The following is a 25,661-nucleotide window of genomic DNA, read 5'->3' on the forward strand; positions in this document are numbered from 1 at the left end:
TATAATATTGTGAGCAAAACGTATTAATTTAAGGAGGATATTATGAAAGCTAATGAAAAGGCTGCATCAGGGACGGATAAGCAAAAAAAGAAGAAGAAAAAGACCCCTTCGTCTCCAGCTTCTAAATTTACCCTTGCAGTTATAAAAACAGTGTTTGTTATCCTCATATCTTTAGGGTGTGTTGTTGGTGGTGTATTAGGCGGGGCCGTTCTCGGATACATAAAGACTGCAGCGCCGATTACACCGGATCAGCTTGAAATGACGAAAGTAACTTTCATATATGACAAGGATGGCAAGGAGATCGCACAGGTCAAAGGCGGAGAAAACCGAATACTTGCCGAGCATTCTGAAATACCCGATAATATGAGACATGCATTTATTGCAATAGAAGATTCAAGATTCAAAAGTCATGATGGTGTTGACAAAAAGCGTTTTATAGGTGCTGCACTAAGCTATATCGTTAAATTCGGTAACGCTGACTACGGCGGAAGTACCATTACTCAGCAGCTGGTAAAGAATATAACGGGAAACACTGATTCTACAGTTAAAAGAAAAGTTCAGGAAGCCTGGCAGGCAATGGATTTGGAAAAAAAGATGTCAAAGGATCAGATTCTTGACAATTATATGAACAGAATAAACACAGGGCTGGGCTGCTGGGGTGTACAGGCAGCAGCAAAGAAATTCTTCAACAAGGATGTAAAAGATCTTTCTCTTGCAGAATGTGCCAGCATTGCAGGTGTTACAAAATCTCCGGGAACATATGATCCCACATTAAGTGAAAAAACAAAGGCTGCAAACAAAGAACGTCAGAAAATAATCCTTGATGAAATGCTGAGGCAAAAATATATTACTCAGAATGAACATGACGAAGCAGTGGCCGAGCCATTAAAAATCTATAAGGGCACAAGTGAAGGTAACAAAAAGGATAATAACGTCCAGAGTTATTTTGAGGACTATGTACTGACACAGGTTAAAAACGACTTGATGAAGAAATACAATTTATCCAGCAATAACGCTACTATAAAGCTCTATAACGGCGGTTTGAAGATTTATACAACACAAGACAGTAACATTCAGAAAATAATGAACGAGGAATTTACAAACCCCAAAAACTTCACTGCCAATGAAAAAATCAGCAATCCTGATATGCAGGCACAGGCAGCGATGCTTATTATGGATCCTGCTACAGGTCAAATCCGTGGTATGTACGGTGCATATGGCGAGAAAAAAGCTAATTTTACCCTGAACAGGGCTACGGATATGAAGAGACAGCCGGGTTCAAGCTTCAAGCCTATAGCGGTTTACGGGCCTGCTATAGACCTTGGTATAATAACACCATCTACAGTAATAGATGACGTACCTGTATATCTTGATAAAGAACATCCTACTACACCATATCCTAAGAATGCGGAAACAGGCGTATATGAAGGACTTCTCACAATCAGGAGAGCTATCCAAAAATCACAGAACGTTGTAGCAGCTCAGGTATGGATGAATTTATTGGGAGCTCAGAATTCCATAAACTATCTGAAAAAGGTTAATATAGACAGACCAAAGGAAGGTTATGTATCAATGGCCCTCGGAGGATTGAATGAGGGAGTTAACCCTTTGGCTATGGCTGCTGCATATGTCCCCTTTGACAACAAGGGAGTTTATCTGGAACCGATATCCTACACAAAGGTAACCGATGATAAAGGTAACGTTATATTGGATAAGAAAGCAGACCAGAAGAGAAATATAGCATACAAGGAAACAACCGCATTCCTTATGACAAGCATGATGAGAGACGTTGTAACAAACGGTACTGCTGCTATAGGCGGAGGACTTGGAACTGTTAAGAATTCTACAGGTAAGGTAATTCCTACCGCAGGTAAAACCGGTACCACCAACGATACCTACGACAAATGGTTTGTGGGATATTCACCATATTATGTAGGTGCTACCTGGTACGGATACAATTACAATAAGACTCTGAAAGGTCAAGAAGTTTATCAGGCATTGCGCCTTTGGAATAAAGTCATGAACAGGGCACATGCAAAGCTTGAGCCAAAAGACTTCCCGCAACCTCAGGGATTGGTAAAGAAGACGATATGTATTTATTCCGGCAAGCTTGTGGGTCCAAATTGCAGTGGTGATCCTCGTGGCAATGCAATAAGGACGGAGTATTTTGCAAAAGGTACTGAGCCAACTGATACATGTGATGTTCACATTCTTGCAAAAGTGGATACAAGCTCAAAAGATATTTACGGACGTCCGTTGTTGGCAAATCCATTCTGTCCCCCCAATTTGGTAAAGGAACGGGTATTTATAAAGAGACCTGTACCGTATTTGCCGAAGAGCCCGCTAAAAGGCTCCTTGTCGGCAACAATCAAGGACTGGATTTATCAGTTATCGGAGGAGGAGTATTGTACCAAGCATGGAGGAGGAACCACTAACGTAACTCCACCGAATAATTCGGCAACTCCATCTCCTAATACAGGCAACGGTGGTTCCGGCAATGTTATTCCCGGAGGCAATGGTTCGCCAAGCAAACCAACTAACAGTGTCGGAGGTAATCCTTCGGACAACTCAAATAACACAGATAACATTGATGATATAATTCCATAGACATAAAAAATGTCTTTTGCATATATAATGACAAAGCATTTTTTTATTAAACTAAAAGTCTATTTTAATCCAATAAACAGTGTACCAACCTGTTCTCCGCTTAATATGTCAAGAATTGCTTCGGGGTGACTACCGTTTGTGAGTACCACATCCACCCCTGCACCTGTAGCTATCTTTGCAGCACTAAGCTTTGTTACCATTCCTCCTGTGCCTCGTTTGGTTCCCGCACCTTCGGCACACTCCTCAATCTCAGGGGTAATTTTATCTATAACGGATAACATCCTGGAATCGGGATTCTTCCTAGGATCAGAATCGTAAAAACCATCTATGTCCGATAAAATTATGAGTAAATCAGCCTCTATAATCTTTGCTACAATAGCAGACAGTGTATCGTTTTCGCTAAAGGTATCCTTTTGTCCGACTTTAAGCTCAACTGTAGAAACAGAGTCATTCTCATTTACTATAGGAACAATACCCTTTTCTAAAAGAGTTTCAAATGTATTAACAACATTTTTACGGCATTTATCATCGCCCATTATGTCTCGTGTCAGTAGAATTTGAGCAACAATATGTCCGTATTCTGAAAAGAACTTACTGTACATATGCATGAGTTCACATTGTCCTACAGCTGCAACGGCCTGCTTCTCCCTTATGGTTTTAGGCCTTTCGGGCAATTTGAGCTTATCAACGCCTACCCCGATTGCTCCTGAAGTTACCAGTACTACCTCTTTACCCTGATTTGATAAATCTGAAATAATTCTTGCCAGCTTATCTATACAAGTAAAATTAATTTTCCCGGTCTCATATGTCAAAGTAGAAGTACCTACCTTAATGACAATCCTTTGTGCATCCTGAAGTTTCTGTCTCTTGAAACACATTTTTATCAATACCCCTTATACAAAAAATCGAAACACCTTCTAGATTATATAATAAATCCTTGATATTTTCCACTATACTTCTTCCTGATATGATGCACTTTTGTTTCTGATTGAATAAGAGCTTACAAAATGTTCAAGCTTACCGTACACATACCGATTTTCAAAGATCAAAAACAGTGCTATTCCCAAAACCGTAGATGCAATCGCATCAAGAATACTATGCTGCTTAGTGAACCATGTAGACATATATATGGTAATACATATTGCTACTGACGAGAATTTCATAAGCAACCCTTTACCATACCTTAATGTAAACATTGTTATCAAAATAGTGTCCAGCATATGGATGCTTGGGAAACAATTATACGGTCTGTCATTCCCGTAAATAATAAGTACTGCCTTTTTTAGCAGATTGTCAGGTGCAACCACCGGGCGTGGAACCGTTGTTGGATAGATATAGTATATTGCAAAACAAACGAACATACCAACCAATATACTGAACAAAAGTTTGTGATAAGTTTTCTCATCATAATATGCCATAATAAGAAGAACCCCAAAGGTATACAAATACCAGAATACATATGGTATTATAAACCATTCATTAAATGGTATCAGTTTATCCAGAAATATAGTTACATCGTGTGCGTTTTTGGTAGTAACATTTAGTAAAAAATATATCCCCTGTGCCATTGGTATTAATAACATCAGCAGTATCCTGCGAAAATACACCCGCAAATTGTCTCGATTTAAAAAATTATTAGTCATAAATTTTTCTCCATCAGAATATTCTATATAACAACTAATTATACTCAGATTTTGAGAAATTGTTTACTTTTTTAGCAGGAAATTTAAAGAAACTCGTACTCCCTTGACCATGTTTGTTTTTCACCCGGTTCAATATGGATATTAACGAATGCCTCCGGGCTTGCAACATGTTTTGAGCCCCATAATGCAAATTTCTGTGGAACAAAATCGTCTGTTTCCTTTACACCAGCTTCTGACTCACTGTCATATAACTCCCACGTACTGCTTCCGCAGCAATCAAAATCCTTAAACTGACTGTAGAATTCCCCACTTAAGCTGTCAGGCCATGAGATTTCTTTATCTTTAACAATAATCTCGCCGCTGACACCTTCTGGATGTATATCACAAGGAAGTTTTAATGAATAACTGCTTCCGATACTATTATTGTCTATTCCTATAAAATTGTGGCAGTACTCAGTAGTACTTATTTTTTTCTCCCCGGTGTTCTCCAATAAATAGGTTATCTTCAACCTGTTCTGGCACAAACTTATACTTTTTTTATATATGTAGCCATAACCGTTGTGTATGGGCATCACCGCTGACAAATCAGCGGAAGTCTTATGGATAATTACATTAATATCAAGGGGCTTCACCTCATATTTTCTGAAAAAGTCATAAGGCTCCATATCAGGCCTCTTCAATAGGCCTACTCCAATCTTGGGAAAGTATTCTCCCACGGGAGTTTCATCATAGCCTACAGGCTCACGTATTCCGAATTCTCCGCAGAGTCCGCAGCCTCCTGAACCCTTTCCCGTTTCTAAAGATTCTTTTACGCAAAAAGTATGCTTTCCGTCTAATGTAACCTGAGTAATAAACCCAGACCAGTCAAATCTGGAGCCATTATATTTTTCTCCGGGGTATGATATTTCAGCGGAAAGCCGCTCATTACTTAAAACAATATCTCTACTCATAGCATCCTCCTTATAAATTGGTTTTAGCCAACATAATTACCTTATATTACAAGCAAGTCTGAGTCAATAGTTTTCAAAGCAAAAGGGCTGATGTTTTGGGAACCCACCCATAACAATCAGCCCTGCAAAAATTCAATTATATAAAATTAACTACTCATCATCCTCCTCAATCATATTCTTTCTGGCCTCTTCAATGACTTTGTTTGCAACTATAGCCGGAGCTTCCTCATATCTTTCAAACCATAGCTTAAAGTATCCCCTGCCATGGGTCATGGATCTCAAATCTGTAGCATACTTGAACATTTCGGACTGAGGAACCTCGGCTTCAACCTGCTGCTGCCCATTATCCATGGGATTCATACCAAGAATTCTTCCACGTCTTTTATTCAGGTCACCGATTATATCTCCCATATATTTTTCAGGTACATAAATCTCTACATGTACAATTGGTTCCAGTAATACGGGTGAAGCCATGGGCAAGCCTTTTTTATATGCAAGTCTTGCAGCTATTTTGAATGCCATTTCCGAAGAATCCACATCATGATATGAACCGTCAACCAACGTCGCTTTAAGGTTTACAACTGGATACCCTGCAAGAATACCGTGTACGATGGCTTCCCGTAAACCCTTTTCTACGGCAGGATGATACGATTTTGGTACAGAACCTCCGAATATCTTTTCCTGGAACACAAGGTCCTCTGTATCACCACGCTCAAACTCAATCCATACATGGCCGTACTGACCATGTCCTCCGGACTGTTTCTTATGTTTTCCTTCGACCTTGACTTTTTTCTTTATTGTTTCTCTGTAAGGTATTTTAGGGTTAACTAGATTTACTGATACTCCGAACTTAGCTTTAAGTTTGCTGACAATAACATCCAGATGTTGTTCTCCTACACCTGATATAAGGGTTTGATGGGTTTCCGTATTAATTGAGACTTTGAAGGTAGGATCTTCGTCTTGTAGTTTATGTAAACCAGAGCTGATTTTTTCCTCGTCTCCTTTGGCTTTTGGCTCCACTGCCATTGAAATAGCCGGGTCTGGAAAAACTATCTTATCCAATATGACTTTGTTTGCCTGATCACAAAGAGTGTCGTTGGTATTTGTTCCGGCCAGTTTTGCAACTCCACCTATGTCACCCGCTATAAGCCTATCTGTCGGAATCTGCTTTTTACCTCTCATAATGAAAATCTGACCGATTTTTTCCGACCTCTCTGTTGTAGAATTAAAAACAGAAGAGTCTGCCTTCAAAGTTCCTGAATAAACTCTGAACATGGAGATCTTACCTACAAACGGGTCGGCGATAGTCTTGAATACCAGTGCAGCGAGAGGTGCGGATGCATCAGGCTTTATTTCAATAAATTCATCCTTTCCTGCTTTTTGAGCCTTGACTTTTACAGCTTCGGGCGATGGCATAAAAGAGACAATGGCATCCATTAACTCCTTAACTCCCAGATTTTGGTAAGCAGACCCGCAAAATACAGGTGTTATTGTCCCATCGGCGATACCTGCCTTTATACCCTTTTGCAGTTCCTCAGCCGTAAACTCTTCTCCACTGAAAAACTTTTCCATAAGTGCTTCATCAGTTTCAGCTATTAATTCATTAAGTGAGTTTTTTATTTGAGAAATTCTATCTGTTAAATCCGAAGGAATATCTGCATCTGTTAATTTATCCTTCTGGAATTTTTTCGCAGTCATATTGATTATATCTACATAACCAACATATTTATCAGCCTCATAGATGGGAAGCTGGAATGGTATAACGCTGTTGCCGAAAGTGTCCAGCATTTTATCATAGGCAGCATTGAAGTTGGCGTTCTCTTCATCCATTTTATTAATAAAGAACATTCTGGCTGCACCAAATTCTTTGGCGTAAGTCCATGATTTTTCTGTTCCCACGGAAACGCCGCTTTTTGCAGAAACAACTATTACTGCGCCCTCTGCAGCACGGATGCCCTGCATTACTTCTCCTACAAAGTCAAAATATCCGGGAGTGTCAATTACATTGATTTTATGATCCACCCATTCACAAGGTGCCATAGAAGTACTTATAGATATTTTTCTTTTAATTTCTTCGGGATCATAGTCAGACGTTGTAGTCCCGTCAGCAACTTTTCCAAATCTATCCAATACACCGGTATTGAACATCATAGCCTCTGCCAGAGTAGTTTTTCCTCCCCCACCATGTGCCAAGAGGCATATGTTCCGTAGTTTTTGCACGGAATAGTCCTTCATAATCATTCCCCCTTATTTTTACAATTATTTCACACCTGTATAATAAACCGAGTTTCCCTGCGGAAATCGTATCCGGGTCATACATACCGGCTTTATAGCCTGTTCTCATTTGTATAGAACCTTAATACAAAAAGTAAAGTGAAACAGAATAAAAGGGTTAAAATATCGTTTATTAAATTTTAAGAATAACAAATATAAATTATATTTATTATTATCTATTCTATATCAGTACAAAATTACCTTTTTTATATAATAAAAATTTTAAAATCTTGTAGCTTATAGCTGTTTATAATTTTTTAATGATGCTATATAATATAGGTTAATATAGCAATCAAGATAAATGATTGGTTATATGAAAAGGGCTTAGGGCCCTTGTGATATGGTAGAACGGTGTTTTTCTGATTTTAATAAACGTAAAACGGTAGAAAGGTGTTGAATTTTAATGATTATTGTAATGAATCCAAAGTCAAATCAAATGCAGATTGATGATGTCATCAATGTCCTCAAAAATTCAGGGTTGGGGGTACATGTATCACAGGGTACCGAAAGAACTATTATCGGTATAATCGGTGATAAGACGGTTCTCCGTGACATTCCTCTTGAAATTATGCCTGGGGTGGAAAAGCTGGTTCCAATCGTGGAGTCCTTCAAGCTGGCAGGAAAAACATTTCAGCCTGAACCCAGTGTTGTGGATGTAAATGGCGTTAAAATAGGCGGTAAGGAATTGGTTCTCATGGCTGGCCCATGTGCCGTAGAAAGCCGGGAACAGATAATTGAAGCTGCACAGGCAGTAAAAAGGTCCGGTGCCCAGTTCCTAAGAGGAGGAGCTTTTAAGCCAAGAACCTCTCCATATGCTTTTCAGGGTCTTGAAGAAGAAGGACTGAAGCTGCTCAAAGAAGCAAAGGATGCAACAGGCTTGCAGATAATCACAGAAGTAACCAGTGATAAGGCAGTAGAGTTGTCTATACCATATGTGGATATGTTTCAGGTTGGGGCACGTAATGTACAAAACTTCCAGCTTTTGAAGGAAATTGGAAAATCTATGAAGCCGGTACTTCTGAAAAGAGGCTCTGCAACTACTATTGACGAGTGGCTCAACGCTGCTGAATATATAATGAGTGAAGGCAATTACAATGTTGTTCTTTGTGAAAGAGGAATAAGAACCTTTGAAACAGCTACTAGGAATACTCTGGATTTAAGTGCGGTTCCAGTAGTTAAAAACATGAGCCATCTGCCCATAATCGTTGACCCCAGCCACGCTGCCGGAAAGTCAAAGTATGTAATCCCGCTATCTCGAGCTGCTATAGCAGCAGGTGCCGACGGCCTTATAGTTGAAGTACACCCGAACCCAATGTGTGCTTTATCTGATGCAGCACAGCAGTTAAAGCCATCCGAATTTGATTCACTTTGCAAAGACATAAGTAAGCTTGCGCCAATTCTGGAGAGAGAGTTTAACTATGGATGTTAAAAGTATATCTATTATCGGCCTTGGACTTATTGGTGGTTCATTAGCCAAAGCGTTCAGGCACGAGTTTACAGATTTAAAAATATATGCAGTTGACAATTGTACCGAGTCCCTTAGATTAGCTGAAAAAGAAGGAGTTTTAAACAAGGGTTTTAATAATTGTTGTGATGAGGTATGGAATTCCGATATCATTTTCATTTGTACTCCAGTCAGCAAAACCATAGAATATGTAAATGAATTATCCAATAAAATAAAAAAAGGCTGCATTTTGACAGATGTAGCCAGTACCAAAGGAGAATTGTTCAATTACATTAATGAGCTTGAAAACCCTCCCCTATTTGTAGGAGGGCACCCTATGGCCGGAACAGAAAAATCGGGCTATATAAATTCAATTGCTCATATGTTTGAAAATGCCTACTATGTTTTGACACCGACAAAGAGTTCCAGTGAAGATGCCATAAGTACCATGGAAAAGTTCCTTAGAAAGATAGGAGCCATACCTATAGTGGTTTCCTCCCGAGAACACGATACAGTCACAGGATGCATAAGCCATGTACCTCATATCATAGCTTCAGCATTGGTGTCTCTTGCCAAAAATAATGAAAACAGCCAAGGCCTTGTGAAGCTTCTTGCGGCAGGAGGGTTCAAGGATATTACCAGAATTGCATCTTCAAATCCTTCCATGTGGGAGGACGTGGTTATAAGCAACGGGTCTGTTGTTGTAAAGCTTTTAGAAGATTTTAAACTTATAGTTGACGGTATGATAGACAATATCAAATCAGTTGGAAATAAAGAAATATACAGTTTTTTTGATAATGCTAAAGCCTTCAGGGATGGTTTTTCCAATACTGCTACCGGGCTGCTTCCAAAAAACTTTGAGCTGATTGTAGATGTTACCGATGAGCCCGGAATTATTGGAAAAATAGCAACTTTGCTGGGCAATAGCGGAATAAACATTAAAAATATAAATGTATCCAACAGCCGCGAGTATGAGCAGGGATGCCTTAAAATCACCCTATCTGATCAGGCAAATACGGATAAAGCTTTTGAAATTCTAGAAGCTTCTTCATACATGGTATTCAGAAAAGATTAGCTTTTTTAGGCCACACAAAAGCCGGCATATAAAATGCCGGCTTTCTTATTATTCTCTTTCAAACTTGTCATTGAGTTTATATCCAAGCACCATAAGGCTGTCACTCAGATGTACGTTTTCCACTATTACATCGTATGGTATTTTTAAATCCATAGGTGAGAAGTTCCACAATCCCTTTACCCCCAACCGGGCAACTCTGTCAGCAACGGTGGCTGTCTCCCTGTACGGAACACAAAGCATTGCAATATCAACGGGGTTATGTAGTATAAACTCCTCGAGTAAATCAAGATTCATAACCTCAAGATTTTTGAGTTTTTTACCTATTACTTCAGGATTAACATCAAAAATTCCGATTACTTTGAATCCTCTTTTTATAAAGTTTTCATAATTGGATAATGCTTGTCCCATATTTCCGGCACCAATTATAATACAATAAAATGTCTTGTTAATACCCAATATGTTACCTATCTCATTATATAAAGACTCTACATTATATCCATATCCCTGCTGTCCGAAACCGCCAAAGCAATTTAAGTCCTGTCTTATCTGGGAAGCAGTTATTCCCATACGGCTACTTAGCTCTTTAGAAGACACTCTCTTAATACCAAGTTCAAGTAAATAATTCAAGTATCTATGATAACGGGGAAGTCTTTTTATTACAGCCATGGAAATTTTCTTTGAAGCCATTAAAATCTTCACCTCATAATTATTAGTGTTCGTATTATATCATCTTTGTTATTTTATTGTCAATATCAAGCCTCTACTGACTAATGCTACATCTCCTAGTTTTATTTTAACATTGTTATTACGGTTTTATACTTGTTGATTAGAAAATAGGTTAGTGTCACACTGTTAATTGTGATAAAATAGTACTTGTGTCATTTACAAAAGATTTTTAAAGGAGAAATTTTAATGAAGGTTTTGCACTTAATCGGCGGAGGGGATGTTGGAGGCGCTAAAGTACATGTCCTGTCACTTGTAAAGGAGCTTACTTCCCATATAGATGTTACTCTTCTTAGTCTCAGACCGGGAGCCTTTGCAGATGAAGCCCGTGCAATGGGAATAAACGTAAAAGTTATAAAGTCCTCTAATATAATTACAGATATACGCAACGCAATACAGTTTGTAAAAAAGAATAACTTTGATATTATTCATTCACATGGTGCCAAGGCAAATATTTTTGCCTACGCTATTAAAAAAGCCTGCCATATACCGGTAATAACAACAATGCACAGCGACTATAAACTTGATTATCTCCAAAGTCTGCCTAAAAGGCTTTCTATAGGGTTATTCAATTCATGGGTGCTTCACAGTCTGGATTATTATATTGTCGTTACCTCTGCTTTCAGAAAAATGCTTATAGACAGAGGCTTTGACACAAACTCAATATATACAATTCTTAACGGAATAGATTTTGATAAAAAGCTCAATGACTATTCCAGAGAAGAATTTGCTTTAAAATACGGAATTCAATTGAATAAAAACGATATACTTGTGGGAATCGCAGCAAGATTGACCCCTGTCAAGGGCATAAGTACTCTTTTAGAGGCAGCAAAGCTGGTTGTTGAGAAAAATCCTAATGTAAAATTCCTTATAGGCGGAGATGGAGAAGATTATAAGTCTCTTACAGCACGATGCCATCAACTGGGTTTGGAAAACAATGTATTTTTCCTTGGTTGGCTCAATGACCCCTACGAATTAATGAGTATCATTGACATAAGTGTATTAACCTCTATAAGCGAGGGTTTTCCATATTCCATTTTAGAAGGTGCCCGCTTTTCCAAGGCTACTGTCAGCAGCAGAGTTGGGGGAATTCCAGACCTTATAGATTCCTCGGTAAACGGTTACCTTTTTGAACCCCTTGATTATAGCACTCTTGCCGAATATCTTCTGGAACTGTCATTAGACCATGAAAAACGGATAGAATTCGGAAAAAGAATTTACGAAAAGGCCTACAAGAACTTCTCTCTGGATGCCATGTGCAAAACTCAGCTTGAAATCTATACAGAAATACAAAGGGATGTTTTAAACAAAGCAAAAGGTAACAAGTATGATGTAATAGTATCCGGATACTATGGCTTTGGTAATATCGGGGATGATGCAATGCTCAGGTCTATTGTAGACAATTTAAAGGAACAAAAACCCGGCATATCCATACTTGCACTATCAAGAAATCCTCTGGAAACCGCCCGCAATTACGGTGTCAGCGCCATAAACAGGAAAAATATATTCAAGGTTTATTCATCAATGAAGAAGGCCAAGCTTTTTGTATACGGCGGAGGTAATATAATTCAGGATAGTACAAGCTCACGCTCCCTGATGTTTTATCTCGGAACAGCATGGCTTGCAAAAAAGCTAAAGTTAAAAATAATGTTTTACGCAAATGGGATTGGCCCAATAAATAAATCAGGTAATACAGAACATTCCCGTAAGATATTGAATATGGCCGATGTAATTACCGTAAGAGAAAGATTTTCCTTAAACGAACTTAAAAAAATGGGTATTTCCGGGCCTAAAATTGCTTTGACAGCCGATGCTGCTTTTGCCGTCAATATTAACCCTGATGAGCTTAATGACAGCCGCAATTTATCAGGTTTGTCCCCTGATAAAAAATATGCGGGTTTCTCAGTACGAAGATGTCCCGGTTTTGAAGAACAGCAGCATGTGAAATACGAACAGGCTATTGCAGAAGCCGCAGATTACGTTTTTAATAAATATGGTCTGGAACCTGTATTCATCCCAATGGAATACAATGTTGACATTAATACTATTAAAAACATAATTTCTAAAATGAAAACTAAAAACTATATTATAAGCAATAATCACAATGTTGTGGAAACATTCTCCGTAATACATAAAATGGATATCATGGTGTCCATGAGGCTTCACGCTTTAATTTTTGCGGCTTATTTGAAAGTCCCCTTTATGGGAATCAGTTATCAGCCAAAGGTCGACGGTTTTTTAGAGTATATTAATCAACCATCTGCCGGAAATGTTAAGGAAATCACTTTTGAACGTTTGCGCTCGAAAATTGATAATGTCATGCAGAATCGTGAGCCGATTAAGGCTGTTTTGGAAAGCTCCGTGGAAGGTCTTATAAGTAAAGCCCGTGAGAACTCACACTACGCAATTGAATTAATATCTGATTAAGAAGATACTTAAAAACACGCAGTTCAAATTGGCTGCGTGTTTTTTTAATGATTTTTATGCTTCCAGCTGCTCTGTAACCTCAGACCAAACTTCATACAACTCTTCAAGCTTATGCTGGGCCTGTTGCTGTTCCTCATTCAATTCCAGCAGCTTCTCATGGTCGGTGGCAAACCTGACCATCTCTTCTTCTAACTCTTTCAAACGGGTTTCAGTTTTCTCAATAGTCTTTTCAGTGTCGGAAAGCTGTTTTTCAAGCTTACGTATTCTGCTGCGCTCCTCTTTTGTCGCAATGTGGCTCTGTTTTGCCTCTGAAAGTACAGGCTGCTCCTTTCGTACCGAAGCAACATTCTTTTTGTAATGTTCGGTAAAATAAGTATAGTTTCCAAAACAGTCTATTGCAGGAGTTGTCCCTATATCAATAATTCTGGTGGCCAGTTTGTCTATAAAGTATCTGTCATGTGAAACAACCAAAAGAGTTCCCTCATAGCTACTTAGGGCATCCTCAAGAATTTCCCTCGAATTTATATCCAGGTGGTTTGTAGGTTCATCAAGGATTATAAAGTTGGAATCCGAGAAAATCAACTTGAGCATTGCAACCCTGCTCTTTTCACCGCCGCTTAGAACGGATATCTTCTTGAATACATCTTCACCTGTGAACAGAAACGCACCCAATGCCGTTCTGACCTCTGACTGAATAAGCTTCTGGTCTACTCTCCACACCTCATCGAGAACAGTATTGTTTTCGTTCAAATCAGACATTTCCTGATCGTAATAGCCAAGGTTGACCTTTGCCCCATAGTTGTATCTGCCGGAGGATGCCTTAAGCCTTCCTGCCAGTATTTTTAAAAGTGTTGATTTTCCGCACCCGTTAGGCCCGAGCAGGAATACCCTTTCAGCTTTTTTTACTTTAAAGCTGACATTTTTAAAAAGCTCCTTATTGTCAAATGACTTTGAAACATCCTCTACATCCAGAACATCATTACCGCTTGCAATTGTCTGTCTGAATTTTATCCTGATAGTAGATGGCAAGTCGCTGGGCTTTTCTATCTTTTCCATCCTGTCCAGCGCCTTCTGACGGCTTTCGGCAGCAATTATATTTCTTTCCCTGTTCCACCTTCTCTGCTGCTCTATATAGGCTTCCTGACGGGCTATTTCCTTTTGCTGCTGTATATAGTGCTTCTCTTGAATCTCACGGTTTACTGCCTTTTGCTTTACGTAATTTGAGTAATTGCAATTGTAAACTGTGCTTGTACAGTTTTCTATCTCAATTGTCCGGCTTGTTACAGAATCCAGAAAATAACGGTCATGGGATATTATAAAAAGACATTTTTTATAGCTTTTAAGATAATCCTCCAACCACTCTACCGCTGCTATATCCAGATGGTTTGTAGGTTCGTCCAGCATAAGTATGTCCGGTTCCTCCAAAAGTACCTTTGCTAGAGCAAGCCTTGTTTTCTGACCTCCGCTTAAAATGCTTATCTTACAATCAAACTCATGTTCTTCAAAGCCAAGTCCTCGCAGCACACCCCTTATACGACTGTTGTACTCAAAGCCTCCCATATATGAAAAGCGTTCAGTCAGACGACTGTATTCCTTCATAAGTGATTCCAGCTTTTCCTGATCCGTAGTAGAACTTATTTCCTTTTCCACCCTGTTGATTGACTTTTCCATTTCAACCAACTCCCTGAAAACATCACGAAGTTCATCCCATAGCGTATTTTCTGAGTTTAACGCGGAGTTCTGCTTTAAATAGCTTACATTAAGATCTTTTGAAATAAATATTTCTCCGTTTTCCTGCTGCAGTTCACCGATTATAAGCTTGAACAAGGTAGACTTTCCGGCACCGTTGACACCGACCAGCCCTACCTTGTCATTTTCCTGTAGACTAAAGGAAACATTATTTAAAATGGTTTCTGTACCATATGAAAAATCAACATTATTACAGTTTAGTACTATCACCGTAGTTCTCCATTTGCTAGTATTTTGTATTACTGAGTTTTTATTTATTATAACAAACTATACCCCTATAAGGATAGTCTTTTTAGTTTGTCCGTTTACAGCAAAAAAGCCGGGTTATGTTATTAACAACACAATCCCGGCATATATCGGGTAAATATTTAGAATTTATAAAGAAGTGCACCCATTGTATATCCGGAACCCACGGAACAGAGTATGGCATATGAGCCCTCAACTATTTTGTTGGTCTTTTTTGCCTCATTAAGCGCAAGTATTGGGCTTGTCGGTCCCGTGTAGCCGTATTTATTTCCTACATAAATTATTCTCTCTTCCATTACATTAAGTTTTTCTATAGTAGCCATAATATCGGCCTTGGAAAACTGAGAGAATAAATAAAGTGATACGTCCTCAGGTGTGAGACTATTTTTATCCAGCAGATTATAAATTAATTTACACCAGTTATCGGACAAGAAGCTAAAATCAAACTGATTCCATTCCATCATTTTCATTCTTGTATCCACAGAATTGTCAGTAATTCTTGAGAAGCCACAAGCCGGATTTTTTATAGTCCAGTTATAGCTACAATCCGTGTAAAACCCTGAATCAATTACTCCACTTCTGTTCCTATCAGGAATTTTCTGTAGTACTACGGCAGCTGATGCATCGGCCGTTGAAGGATACACAACTATATCGTCTTCCCTTGCAAACGGGGTTATCATGCAGCTGGAAACCAATAAAACATTATTTATATCTTTATTCTTAATATATGAGTCTATTATATCTAATGCTGAAATCATACTTATACAGTTTGAATTCATATCAAATACAATATTTGCCCGTGAGTTAAGTTTACTACTTATCATCAGCGCATTGGACGGTGATACATACTCCGGAAAATCCGATGCAAACACTATCATATCAATATCATTGATATCAATATTTGCATCAGCAATAGCCTTTTTAGACGCTTCCAACGCCATGGTTACAGAATTCTCATTTCCAAATTTTTTAGCCTTAAACCTCCTTTCTCTACCTAAGTGTTTCAATAGGGGCCTTGGGTCCTTATTCATTTTTTTAAAGTGTTCGACAAAATATTTGTTGTCGATTTCGTTTTTTGGGTGGTAAGTACCCACTCCCACAATTTTAAGATTGCAAAACATCAGAATTCCTCCTAATTTTTATATTTTTGTATATTTTTTTGTATTTTGCGCCATTTATTTACTTAATTATATAATAACTGACATTTTTCCAAAAATCAATATGTTTTAACATATTTTACAGAAAATGTAACAATTATGTTGAACAATGTTTACTTAAAGGATATAATATTAACTATAAATTTTTTTTTAGCCTTACCGCACTAAATCTTTCTGCTTTTTGTTTTTCAACTTTGTAAACATTGGTTTGGGGGTAGATTAATGAACATGCTTAGTCGTTTGGTAGAAGAACAGCTGCATCAGAAAAATAAGATTGTGCTGCTGTGTTTGCTCGCTTCAATTTCATTAAGAGTGGCTGTGGATTCCATTTTTAAAATGCCTCTTGATGACATCTTGATTTTAGCTATTGTAGGATATGCCTTATGTGCTATCGGTGCTGTGTTCTCGTTTAAGAAATTATATCCGAAAGCAATTATGTATTACTTTACAATTACTATGGGAACCATCAGTTTTATCATGATCAGTAATAATCCAAGTCTTACTACATATCTTACAGTTTTTCTAGCTATTGTCATTGTAAGTATTTATAGCGATATCAGGCCTGTACTCGTTTGTTCCGTAATCGGTTGTTTTCTTACTACTTATTCCTTTTATAACTATAAGCCGGAAATATTTGCAAAAAACACATTTATTGATATGATCTTTTTTAATTTATACATATTTGTATCAGCTTTTGTTCTATTTTTCCTGAGTTATCTTACAAAGAAATTGTATATTCAGTTGGAGAATACCGCTGTAAACGCTATTTCTTCAAAAGAGAAGGCCGAAGGTCTGTATAACGAGATAAAAGCGGCCAGCCAAAGTCTAGCCCTGATAAGTGGAGACATAAAGGACAGTATAATTTCCACACAAGAAATATCTGATGGCATTGGTCAGGCTATCACCGTTGTAGCAGAAGAAGCCCAAATGGAAGTAACAAGTATCCATAAAATAAAAGAATTATTTGAAAACGGTAAAAACAAAATGGTTGTCTCCATGGAAGCGTCCAATGACATGGATTCTGCAGTGAAAAGTGCTGTATCCAACATTGAAAACGGCAGTGATTATGTAGATAATTTATCAAAAGAAATGAAGGAAGCTTTAAATACAATGACCTTGGTAGAAAAGCTTGCTACAGACTTAATCGGAAAAAATAAAATTATAAATAATATATTAACCTCTGTTAATAATATTTCAAAGCAAACAAACCTGCTTTCGCTAAATGCTTCTATAGAGGCGGCCAGAGCAGGTGATGCCGGAAAAGGTTTTTCAATTGTAGCTCAGGATGTTAGGAAACTGGCTGAAGAATCAAATATTCTGACACATAAAATAGAAAGCATCTTGAAGGAAATGGAAGAGAATGCACTTAATGTCTCGAAAGAGATTGTTAAGGAAAAGAATTACATCGATAACAGTAACTCGATTACTGAGGCAACAAAAGACATTTTTAACAAAATTAAAGATGAAATCCACTGCATAGAGGAAAAAACCAATCATATTAAAGTGACTTCGTTAAATTTGTACCAGTCCTTTGAATCAACTGACGATGAGGTTAATGCAATAAGCGATAATACCGAGAAAAATGCTGCTACAGCGGAAGAAGTAACAGCATGTATCAGCGAACAGAATAGCCGTATGAATATTATTGAAGAAAACTATATAAAGCTCAATTCATTAATAGACGAGCTGAACAATTTCAACGGTTAGGAAAAATATAAGAAAAAACTAAATGCCGGATTTATGACAAAATCATAAAATCCGGCATTTGAATTATGTTATTTATTTTAAAACTTATAGAGAAGTGCCCCCATGGTATACCCTGAACCCACAGAACACATTACTGCATATGCACCTTCAACTATTTTGTTGTTTTCCTTAGCCTCATTAAGGGCCAAAATGGGACTCGTAGGCCCGGTATATCCATATTTATTTCCTACAAAAATTACCTTGTCCTCCCTTACATGTAATTTTTCAATAGTAGACAATATATCTGCCCTTGAAAACTGTGAAAACAAGTACAGTGACACATCTTCAGGGTTCAGGTTATTGGTTTCAAGGAGACTGCTTATCAATTTAGTCCAATTTTCGGATAAAAAACTGAAATCAAATTGATTCCATTCCATCATTCTCATTCTCGCTTCAACGGAAGTGTCGGTAATCCGAGAAAACCCGCATGCTGGGAGCTTTATAGTCCAATTGTAGCTTGAATCAGTAAAGAATTTTGAGTCAATAACGCCGCTCCTGTTTTCATTCTGAATTTTTTGAAGAACTACCGCCGCAGAAGCATCTGCCGTAGATGGGTAGACAACTATATCGTCTTCTTTTGCAAAAGGGGTTATCATACAACTTGAAACCAATAGAACATTTTTAATACTTTTGTTTTGAATATATGAATTTATGATGTCCAGAGCTGATATCATGCTTATACAATTGGAATTCATATCAAAAACAATATTAGCTTTTGATTTTAGCATACTACTAATCATTAATGCATTGGTGGGAGATACATATTCCGGGAAATCAGATGCATACACAATCATATCCAGGTCCTCGGCACAAATACCTGCATCCGATATGGCTTTTTGCGATGCCTCCAAAGCCATTGTTAACGAATTCTCATCTCCGAACTTTTTTGCTTTAAATCTCTTTTCCCTTCCTAAATGGTTCATTAATGCACTTGGATCTTGATCCATTTTCTTAAAATGATCTACAAAGTATCCATTATCAATCTCTTCTTCGGGGTGGTAAGTTCCCACTCCAATAATTTTAAGATTGTTGAACATTAGCAAATACCTCCTTAAATAGTATATCGAGTTACAATTTAACTAGGATGTAATAATTATGCTAATCATATAGTAATAAACAATTTGTCATAAATCAATATGAATTTCTTATAAATTTCGTCAGATAATACTATTAATCTTTATTATGTGATATGTTTTTACGAAAAAATTTGTATATTTTTGTAATGTTTGTGTTGTATTACTAAAGTTGAAAGGATATAATATGAATTGTAAATTTTATATTTTTCTTAAAATATTGGGTTTACATTTTCTTAAAATTCCACTCTTAATGTACAACTTCATAATTATTTATTTTTTTATTCTAGGGGGTAAGTGCTAATGAATATGTTCAGTCATTTGGTCGAAGAACAGCTTTATCAAAAAAATAAGATTGTGCTGCTTTGCTTACTTGCTTCAATATCTCTACGAATTGCAGTTGATTCTATTTTTAAAATGCCTTTAAACGGTATTCTGCTTCTGGGGTCAATAGGATATCCCTTGTGTGCTGTAGGTGGTTTTCTTATACTAAAAAAATTAATCCCGAAAGCCACTATGTATTACTTTACCTGTACTATGGGGATTATCAGTTTTATTATGATAACCAGTAATCCGAGTCTCACAACGTATCTCACCGTTTTCCTGGCTATAGTTATTGTCAGTATTTACAGCGATATCAGACCTGTCCTCGTTTGTTCAATTATAGGTTGTTTCCTTACTACCTACTCATTTTTCAATTTTAAAGCAGAAATTTTTCAAGATAATAACATTATTGATCTGGTCTTTTTTAATATGTACATACTTGTATCTGCTTTTGTATTGTTTTTCCTGAGTTATTTAACAAAGAAATTGTATATCAAGTTGGAAAACACAGCAGTTAACGCCATATCATCAAAAGAAAAGGTCGAAAGCCTGTATAAAGAGATAAAAGTAACAAGCCAAAGCCTTTCAAAAATAAGTTCAGACATAAAAGTGAGCATTAATTCTACAAAAGAAATCGCCGAAGAAATCGGGAAGGCTTTTAATATTGTCGCCGAGGAAGCTGAAAAGGAAGTAGAAAGTATCCATAAAATAAAAGATTTGTTCCAGACGGGTAAAACAAAAATGGAGCTATCAATAGAAGCTTCAAATGCTATGGATTCGGCTGTAGAAAGTGCAGTAATAAACATCGGAAACGGAAGCGATTGTGTAGATAATTTATCCGAAGAGATGATAGATGCCTTCAATACAATCAATTTAGTGGAAAAGTTGGCTACTGACTTGATTGGCAAAAATAAAATGATACATAATATTTTAACCTCAGTTAACAATATCTCTACACAAACCAACCTATTGTCTCTGAATGCCTCCATAGAAGCCGCAAGAGCAGGTGAGGCCGGTAAGGGGTTCTCAGTTGTAGCTGAGGAAGTAAGAAAACTGGCCGAAGAGTCAAATAACCTTACTCATCAGATAGAAGCTATACTAAAGGAGATGGAAAAAAACGCACTGGATGTAACCAAGGAGATTATAAAGGAAAAAAAGTACATAAATAACAGTAAGGCTGTAACTGAAAAAACTAAGGACATATTTAACCAAATAAAGGGTGAAATTCATACTATCGAAATGAAAAACAATCATATTAAGGATACTTCTTACGATTTGTATAAATCCTTTGAACTTACCGATGATGAGGTAATGCTTATCAGTAATAACACTGAAAAGAATGCAGCCACGGCGGAAGAAGTAACTGCAAGTGTCAATGAGCAAAATAACAGGATGGATGTAATTGAGGATAACTATTTGAAGCTGGATAAACTTATTGAAGAACTTAACAGCTTCAAGGGCTTGTAACTCGGATTTTAAACAAAATAATTGCATGGCTTTGTTATTAAGCCATGCAATTATTTTAATATATTTTAGTCAGAGCTTCCTGCACTGCCCTGGTTCTTCTGGATATCGTTAGCGCCTTTCTTGTAATAGCTGTCTATTCCCTGCTTTATTGCAGCTGCCAGCTTATTCTGATAATCCTCCGTAGCGAGCTTTTTCTCCTCCTCTGCATTTGAAAGGAACCCACATTCAACAACTACTGTAGTTGTTTTCAAGTTTTTGAGAATAATTATCGGATCCTTTTTTACAAGAGCAACCCTGTCATTGGCGTTATCTACGTTAAGTCTGATTGCATTTTGAATTTCATCGGCCAGCTTTTTGCTTGTATCGGATTTTGGAGGAAAGAAAACCTGCGCCCCGTGATACTGTGCCTGGGGGAATTTATTAAGGTGAACGCTTACTGCCAGATCAGCACCGGAGTCATCCATTATTCCTTTTCTTCTTGTTAAATCCTCTCTTCTTTTCTGGATAATGTTATTACTCTCAGTAGTATAAACAAGACGGTCTGAATCCCTTGTAAGGATAACCTTGTAATTATCCTTTTCCATCATGTTCTTCAAAAGCATAACTATATTAAGGTTTATATCCTTTTCCTTTAGTCCAGAGTAATCGCTTACTGCCCCCGGATCCTCTCCTCCGTGGCCTGCATCCAGTATAACTGTTCTTACGGCAGGTGCAGCACCTTCTCCTGGAGCCTGATTCCCATCTGCTGTTACTGGTTTTGAGTAATTAACTGTCAATCCGATGCTTAAAACTGTTATGGACATAAGTAATAGTAAAACAACAAATAATATATTCTTTTTGCTTATTAATACAATCATGGGTATCCTTCCTTCAATCATTTTTGAGTATCTTATTATTATGGATATTCAACTTAGTCCTACTTATGCATAAAAGGAAAACAAATTGTCCTAACAGCAAAAAAACAGGAGCAATCGCTCCTGTTATCTCTAAAACCATATTTATGTTTAGATTTTTTATTTAGTGTAAGCCAAATCTTCTATCTCTCCGCCCAGCTTTTTAATTATTGCTCTCATCTGATTAAAGGTAGCAGCATCAATTTTATCCATATTTTTAAGAACATAACCCCTTAGTACCGGAATTGCCCTGCCATCACCATAATCACCAAGTATTTCTACTATCAGATTGAGGTTCGAAACTGTTCGGAAGGCATTTTTCATGAAATAGAAAACCTCGTCTGATTTATAATTATTTTCATTGCAAATTTCAGCAACACATACCAGAAAGTGCTCCTTTGCCGCCTGATCATGAGTAGTGCTAAAGGCGTTTACCACATCGTTCAAAATGCTTACACCATATGCAACTATTGCAGCACAAATTGCCTCTGAAATCATTTCATCCTGTGCATTTTCAATTAACAAATTAATTAGCTTTTGCTTATACTCGTCCTCTTGGAGGCAACCGATTGCATACACTGCTTGAGAAACAGCGGGATAAAAATCATCATGGTTCTTATCCTTACATGAAAGTGAATTATCTACATAGTCAAATAACCTGTCAGAAGCAGCTTTCCCGCCATAAGATTTAAACCTTTCAATGACAATATCAGGGACTCCAACATCTGAATCACTTGCAATACTCAAGAAAAATTCAAACAATTCATCCAAAGAAGACAGTGAATTTATAAATTCGACCGGTGTTATTCCATCCAGCTCCTGCAAACCCGTTACCAGCCATTTTCCTTCTATATCTGCAATCAAGGCTTCTTCATCTATTTTTATTTCGCTGTTTTGTGCAGCGGCTTTTTCTTCAAGGTATTGATTAAAACCCTCTTCTATTGCCTTATTGTAGCTATTTGAAATAATCCAATTTTTATTCATTTAAAAAAACCTTCTATTCCTTTTTGGTTTTGGCTTCCTTGGCTGTAATCCAAAGAGCTTTCTTGTATATTCAGTAACGTCAAACTTCTTGTAGCCTGCAAAATACCCTAAAAACGAAATCAATATAACTGTGAACCATGCCACACTATAACCTACTACTGAATAATGCATGGATTTTTCAATAAATAGCATTGGTGCAGCAAGTCCTTTAATAAGATTAGCCTTTAGCATCTGGAAGTTAACTCCCTTAATTGATAAATCAAGAAATGATATTATTACTTGAATAATTGCAAATGGGATTACAGCAAGAATTCCGTATATCAATCCGTCATAATACTTTACAGAACCATGTCTACGCTTGTCCACACCTGTTAAGTGATGAAGTTCCGCATAAATAAACGCAATCATTATTACGAATACAAAAACCGAAAACAAGCTCAGTCTTTTATAAAACCCAAGAAAAAATATGTAGAAAATAAGCATGGCGATTAAATAAGATTTTATAACTGCCCAGCTTCCGTATAAATACTTTTTCATAATTCTCCTTTCAAAACCGCAAATAAGTAAGCTTCAATATTATATCATTATGACAAAACAATGTAACTATTTCAAGTTAAAAATCACATTCAATCAGGCCTTTTTTTATTGTTTGAAGCTTAGTATAGTTTGTCAATTTATTGCCCTTAAGATACAGTATATTTAAATTTTTTAGCTTTGCAACAGATGAATAATCAGTTATGGTATTATCCCTGATATAAAGCTCTGTAAGATTAGTCAAACCTGCTAAAGCACTTATATTAGTAACCTCATTCCCATTTATTGAAAGGACTTCCAGCTTCGCCAGCCCTTTCAGCGGAGAAATATCTTTTATACTGTTTTTATACAAATAAAGGACTCTAAGGTTTTTTAACGATGCCAAAGAAGAAACACTTGTAAGCTTTGTATTACTTAAATCCAGGTACTCCAGATTGGTAAGCAGCTTTAAATCATTCAAGGTTTTGTACCCTGCCGGAATTTTCAATCTGTACACTTTCGCTAAATCCGACTTGTATAAAGTTCCGGAAGGCTTGGATATTTTTGTTCTTACCGCTTTTTCAACAACTTTATCTGTAAAGGTTACTTTTATCTGCGATACCGGAGCTGTCGCCGGAAGGGATTTAATTATTGTATCCCAAACATCAAGACCATAAATCTTTGCAGTTTTATCCGTATAGTCAGGAACATTTGAAAGGCTCCACAGGGATATTCCCCCTATACCGTATTGTTTTGAAATATCTATCTTTGCCTTTACGCTTCTGCTGTTTTCATAAAGACAAATGTTTTGTGTGTTGTTGCTTGTATTGAAATATTGCATAACAGGACTTTCAAGTTCATTGTTGTAGCCATATGTAATAGACTTACCATTACCGTCCTTGTTTATAACTCTGTCATATAGCATCTTGTACGTAGGTGGAGGAAGAACTTTCAAGCTCAAAGCCTTTTTCGCTACTTTTCCCCAGGTAGAGCCTTTTGGAACCTGAAATCTCCATTGTGCAGCATCGAAGCTTACCTGAAGCATTATTTTGTTCAGATTATTCTTACTGACGTATTTTTTAACATCCTCCATTACACGCTGAATTTCTCTTATAGGAGCAAGACTGTCTATAGGATTCAGGCTATCATAGCCGGAATACTGCATCACCTGTTCTTTTGTGAGCTTTGTCGAAGGCTCATAGTCATGGGCCATTATTATCATTCTGTCAGCTATCTGAGAAATTGTAGAATAATCGTATCCTGTGTAATAACGCAAAGCGTTAACTGCAACATACAATTTTTTATTTATTTCTGCGAGCCTTGGTTTAAGTTCTTTCAGGAACTGGTTAAAGAAGCTGCTCATTTTCTGCCCATTGAGACCTTCTATGTCAATAACAACTCCGTCAAAATAAATATTACTCCCCTGTGATATATCACTTTTCATTAAATCTACAATTGATTGAATTGCTTTATCCCTCTGCTCCTTGTAAGGGAGGATTTTTTCAGCATTTGCACTATCAGAGAAAATTCCCATTTGAATTGACTTGTTCTTGCTTTTTGCGTATTTTAGAACCTCAATATAATCAGAAGGATAATAAAAATCAATATTTCCATTTTCTCCATAAGTAGTATTTATACCGTCTGTCAGGTCACCGTCAAGTCTACCCCACAAAAAGCTGGCAGAGTCAATAGAATCTACGTATTTTTTTAAATTATCCGAAAAAGTTGCCCTTGCAGGATAAAAAGCATGTAGTTCCAGCTTTTTTACGGCTGCTGCCTGTGCTACAGGTGCTATTGGAGAAACAAAGCCAAAAGCCATAGTCAGTATAAGTATCACGCAGATAAGTGTTCTATATATTTTCATTTTTCAGCTCCCACCTATTTTAATTATATACTGATTCTATCACATCAGGCTTAGTCTATATGTTAAAAATTAGTTACAGAGCAAAGAACAAATACATGCCTGTCATCATACAATACACTATGCAATCAAAAGCCGTTTATAAAAGGAGTGTTTGCAATGAATATAGGTGATAAAGCAAAAGAACTTACAAATGCAGTAATGAGTACAAAGGAATATACAGAGCTTAAACAGGCTAAATCCGTTATTGATAAAAACAAGGAATTACGTTCTAAAATCGAGGATTTCAAGAAAAAAGAGGAGGCCTTATACAAAGGTAAGCTTTCCTCTAACGAAGCTCAAAAAAGAGCAACAGAACTGAACAAAATCTTTGAAAATCTAAATAGTATACCTGAGGTTAACAAGTTTGTTAATGCAGAGAAGTCCTTCAATGATATGCTTCAAAAAGTTTACAGACAAGTTAATGATACCCTTGAAGCATCTTTAAAATAATTTATTTACTTTT

At 37.1% G+C, this 25,661-nt stretch carries 19 protein-coding genes; 7 read left to right on the top strand and 12 right to left on the bottom strand.

Annotation, left to right across the window (positions count from 1 at the left end; all coding sequences use genetic code 11):
• Positions 1–42 precede the first annotated feature (42 nt).
• The gene (locus L323_RS38955) at positions 43–2,607 is read left to right on the top strand and encodes a transglycosylase domain-containing protein (RefSeq protein ID WP_020817107.1); all 2,565 of its coding nucleotides are present in this window, start codon (positions 43–45) and stop codon (positions 2,605–2,607) included.
• A 59-nt stretch (positions 2,608–2,666) separates the two neighbouring features.
• Here the strand turns inward: L323_RS38955 and proB are convergent, their stop codons facing one another.
• The 4 genes from proB to fusA all read right to left on the bottom strand — a co-directional run bounded on the left by proB (position 2,667) and on the right by fusA (position 7,435).
• Complete coding sequence (gene proB, locus L323_RS38960; protein WP_020817108.1) at positions 2,667–3,485, bottom strand: glutamate 5-kinase; 819 nt, start codon at positions 3,483–3,485, stop codon at positions 2,667–2,669.
• Between the two features lie 72 nt (positions 3,486–3,557).
• Complete coding sequence (locus L323_RS38965; RefSeq protein ID WP_020817109.1) at positions 3,558–4,250, bottom strand: phosphatase PAP2 family protein; 693 nt, start codon at positions 4,248–4,250, stop codon at positions 3,558–3,560.
• An 83-nt stretch (positions 4,251–4,333) separates the two neighbouring features.
• Positions 4,334–5,200, bottom strand: a complete 867-nt coding sequence (locus L323_RS38970; protein ID WP_020817110.1) for a hypothetical protein — start codon at positions 5,198–5,200, stop codon at positions 4,334–4,336.
• 150 nt (positions 5,201–5,350) lie between these two features.
• Positions 5,351–7,435, bottom strand: a complete 2,085-nt coding sequence (gene fusA / locus L323_RS38975) for an elongation factor G (protein WP_020817111.1) — start codon at positions 7,433–7,435, stop codon at positions 5,351–5,353.
• Between the two features lie 442 nt (positions 7,436–7,877).
• On the opposite strand from fusA, the gene aroF reads away from it, so the two are divergent.
• Both aroF and L323_RS38985 read left to right on the top strand, forming a co-directional pair.
• Complete coding sequence (aroF, locus tag L323_RS38980; RefSeq protein ID WP_020817112.1) at positions 7,878–8,903, top strand: 3-deoxy-7-phosphoheptulonate synthase; 1,026 nt, start codon at positions 7,878–7,880, stop codon at positions 8,901–8,903.
• The gene (locus L323_RS38985; RefSeq protein ID WP_020817113.1) at positions 8,893–9,993 is read left to right on the top strand and encodes a prephenate dehydrogenase; all 1,101 of its coding nucleotides are present in this window, start codon (positions 8,893–8,895) and stop codon (positions 9,991–9,993) included. Before aroF ends, L323_RS38985 begins: the two co-directional genes overlap by 11 nt.
• A gap of 48 nt (positions 9,994–10,041) precedes the next feature.
• Here the strand turns inward: L323_RS38985 and L323_RS38990 are convergent, their stop codons facing one another.
• Positions 10,042–10,680, bottom strand: coding sequence for a redox-sensing transcriptional repressor Rex (locus tag L323_RS38990; protein ID WP_014315111.1), 639 nt, complete (start codon positions 10,678–10,680; stop codon positions 10,042–10,044).
• Positions 10,681–10,905: 225 nt separating this feature from the next.
• On the opposite strand from L323_RS38990, the gene csaB reads away from it, so the two are divergent.
• Positions 10,906–13,143 (top strand): polysaccharide pyruvyl transferase CsaB, encoded by a 2,238-nt coding sequence (gene csaB, locus L323_RS38995; RefSeq protein ID WP_020817114.1) that lies wholly within the window; start codon positions 10,906–10,908, stop codon positions 13,141–13,143.
• A gap of 54 nt (positions 13,144–13,197) precedes the next feature.
• On the opposite strand, the gene L323_RS39000 is transcribed toward csaB, so the two are convergent.
• Positions 13,198–15,102, bottom strand: coding sequence for an ABC-F family ATP-binding cassette domain-containing protein (locus tag L323_RS39000; RefSeq protein ID WP_020817115.1), 1,905 nt, complete (start codon positions 15,100–15,102; stop codon positions 13,198–13,200).
• Between the two features lie 158 nt (positions 15,103–15,260).
• Positions 15,261–16,259 carry a 3-oxoacyl-ACP synthase III family protein gene (locus L323_RS39005; RefSeq protein WP_020817116.1) on the bottom strand — a complete coding sequence of 333 codons (999 nt, stop codon included), beginning with the start codon at positions 16,257–16,259 and terminating at the stop codon, positions 15,261–15,263.
• Positions 16,260–16,517: 258 nt separating this feature from the next.
• Between L323_RS39005 and L323_RS39010 the strand changes: the two genes are divergently transcribed.
• Positions 16,518–18,002: a methyl-accepting chemotaxis protein gene (locus L323_RS39010; protein ID WP_020817117.1), complete on the top strand. Its 1,485-nt coding sequence runs from the start codon at positions 16,518–16,520 to the stop codon at positions 18,000–18,002.
• 77 nt (positions 18,003–18,079) lie between these two features.
• Here L323_RS39010 and L323_RS39015 read toward each other — a convergent pair whose 3' ends face one another.
• The gene (locus tag L323_RS39015) at positions 18,080–19,078 is read right to left on the bottom strand and encodes a 3-oxoacyl-ACP synthase III family protein (protein ID WP_020817118.1); all 999 of its coding nucleotides are present in this window, start codon (positions 19,076–19,078) and stop codon (positions 18,080–18,082) included.
• Between the two features lie 339 nt (positions 19,079–19,417).
• Here L323_RS39015 and L323_RS39020 point away from each other — a divergent pair, with 339 nt between their 5' ends.
• Positions 19,418–20,905 (top strand): methyl-accepting chemotaxis protein, encoded by a 1,488-nt coding sequence (locus L323_RS39020; protein WP_020817119.1) that lies wholly within the window; start codon positions 19,418–19,420, stop codon positions 20,903–20,905.
• 65 nt (positions 20,906–20,970) lie between these two features.
• Here the strand turns inward: L323_RS39020 and L323_RS39025 are convergent, their stop codons facing one another.
• The 4 genes from L323_RS39025 to L323_RS39040 form a co-directional block, all read right to left on the bottom strand.
• The gene (locus tag L323_RS39025; protein WP_020817120.1) at positions 20,971–21,762 is read right to left on the bottom strand and encodes an N-acetylmuramoyl-L-alanine amidase; all 792 of its coding nucleotides are present in this window, start codon (positions 21,760–21,762) and stop codon (positions 20,971–20,973) included.
• Between the two features lie 156 nt (positions 21,763–21,918).
• Positions 21,919–22,782 carry a hypothetical protein gene (locus tag L323_RS39030; protein WP_020817121.1) on the bottom strand — a complete coding sequence of 288 codons (864 nt, stop codon included), beginning with the start codon at positions 22,780–22,782 and terminating at the stop codon, positions 21,919–21,921.
• Positions 22,783–23,319 carry a hypothetical protein gene (locus L323_RS39035; protein WP_020817122.1) on the bottom strand — a complete coding sequence of 179 codons (537 nt, stop codon included), beginning with the start codon at positions 23,317–23,319 and terminating at the stop codon, positions 22,783–22,785.
• 76 nt (positions 23,320–23,395) lie between these two features.
• The gene (locus L323_RS39040; RefSeq protein ID WP_020817123.1) at positions 23,396–25,159 is read right to left on the bottom strand and encodes a leucine-rich repeat domain-containing protein; all 1,764 of its coding nucleotides are present in this window, start codon (positions 25,157–25,159) and stop codon (positions 23,396–23,398) included.
• A gap of 156 nt (positions 25,160–25,315) precedes the next feature.
• On the opposite strand from L323_RS39040, the gene L323_RS39045 reads away from it, so the two are divergent.
• The gene (locus L323_RS39045; RefSeq protein WP_020817124.1) at positions 25,316–25,648 is read left to right on the top strand and encodes a YlbF family regulator; all 333 of its coding nucleotides are present in this window, start codon (positions 25,316–25,318) and stop codon (positions 25,646–25,648) included.
• The last annotated feature ends 13 nt before the right edge of the window (positions 25,649–25,661 follow it).

The organism is Ruminiclostridium papyrosolvens C7, from assembly GCF_000421965.1.
Lineage (GTDB): Bacteria > Bacillota > Clostridia > Acetivibrionales > DSM-1351 > Ruminiclostridium > Ruminiclostridium papyrosolvens_A.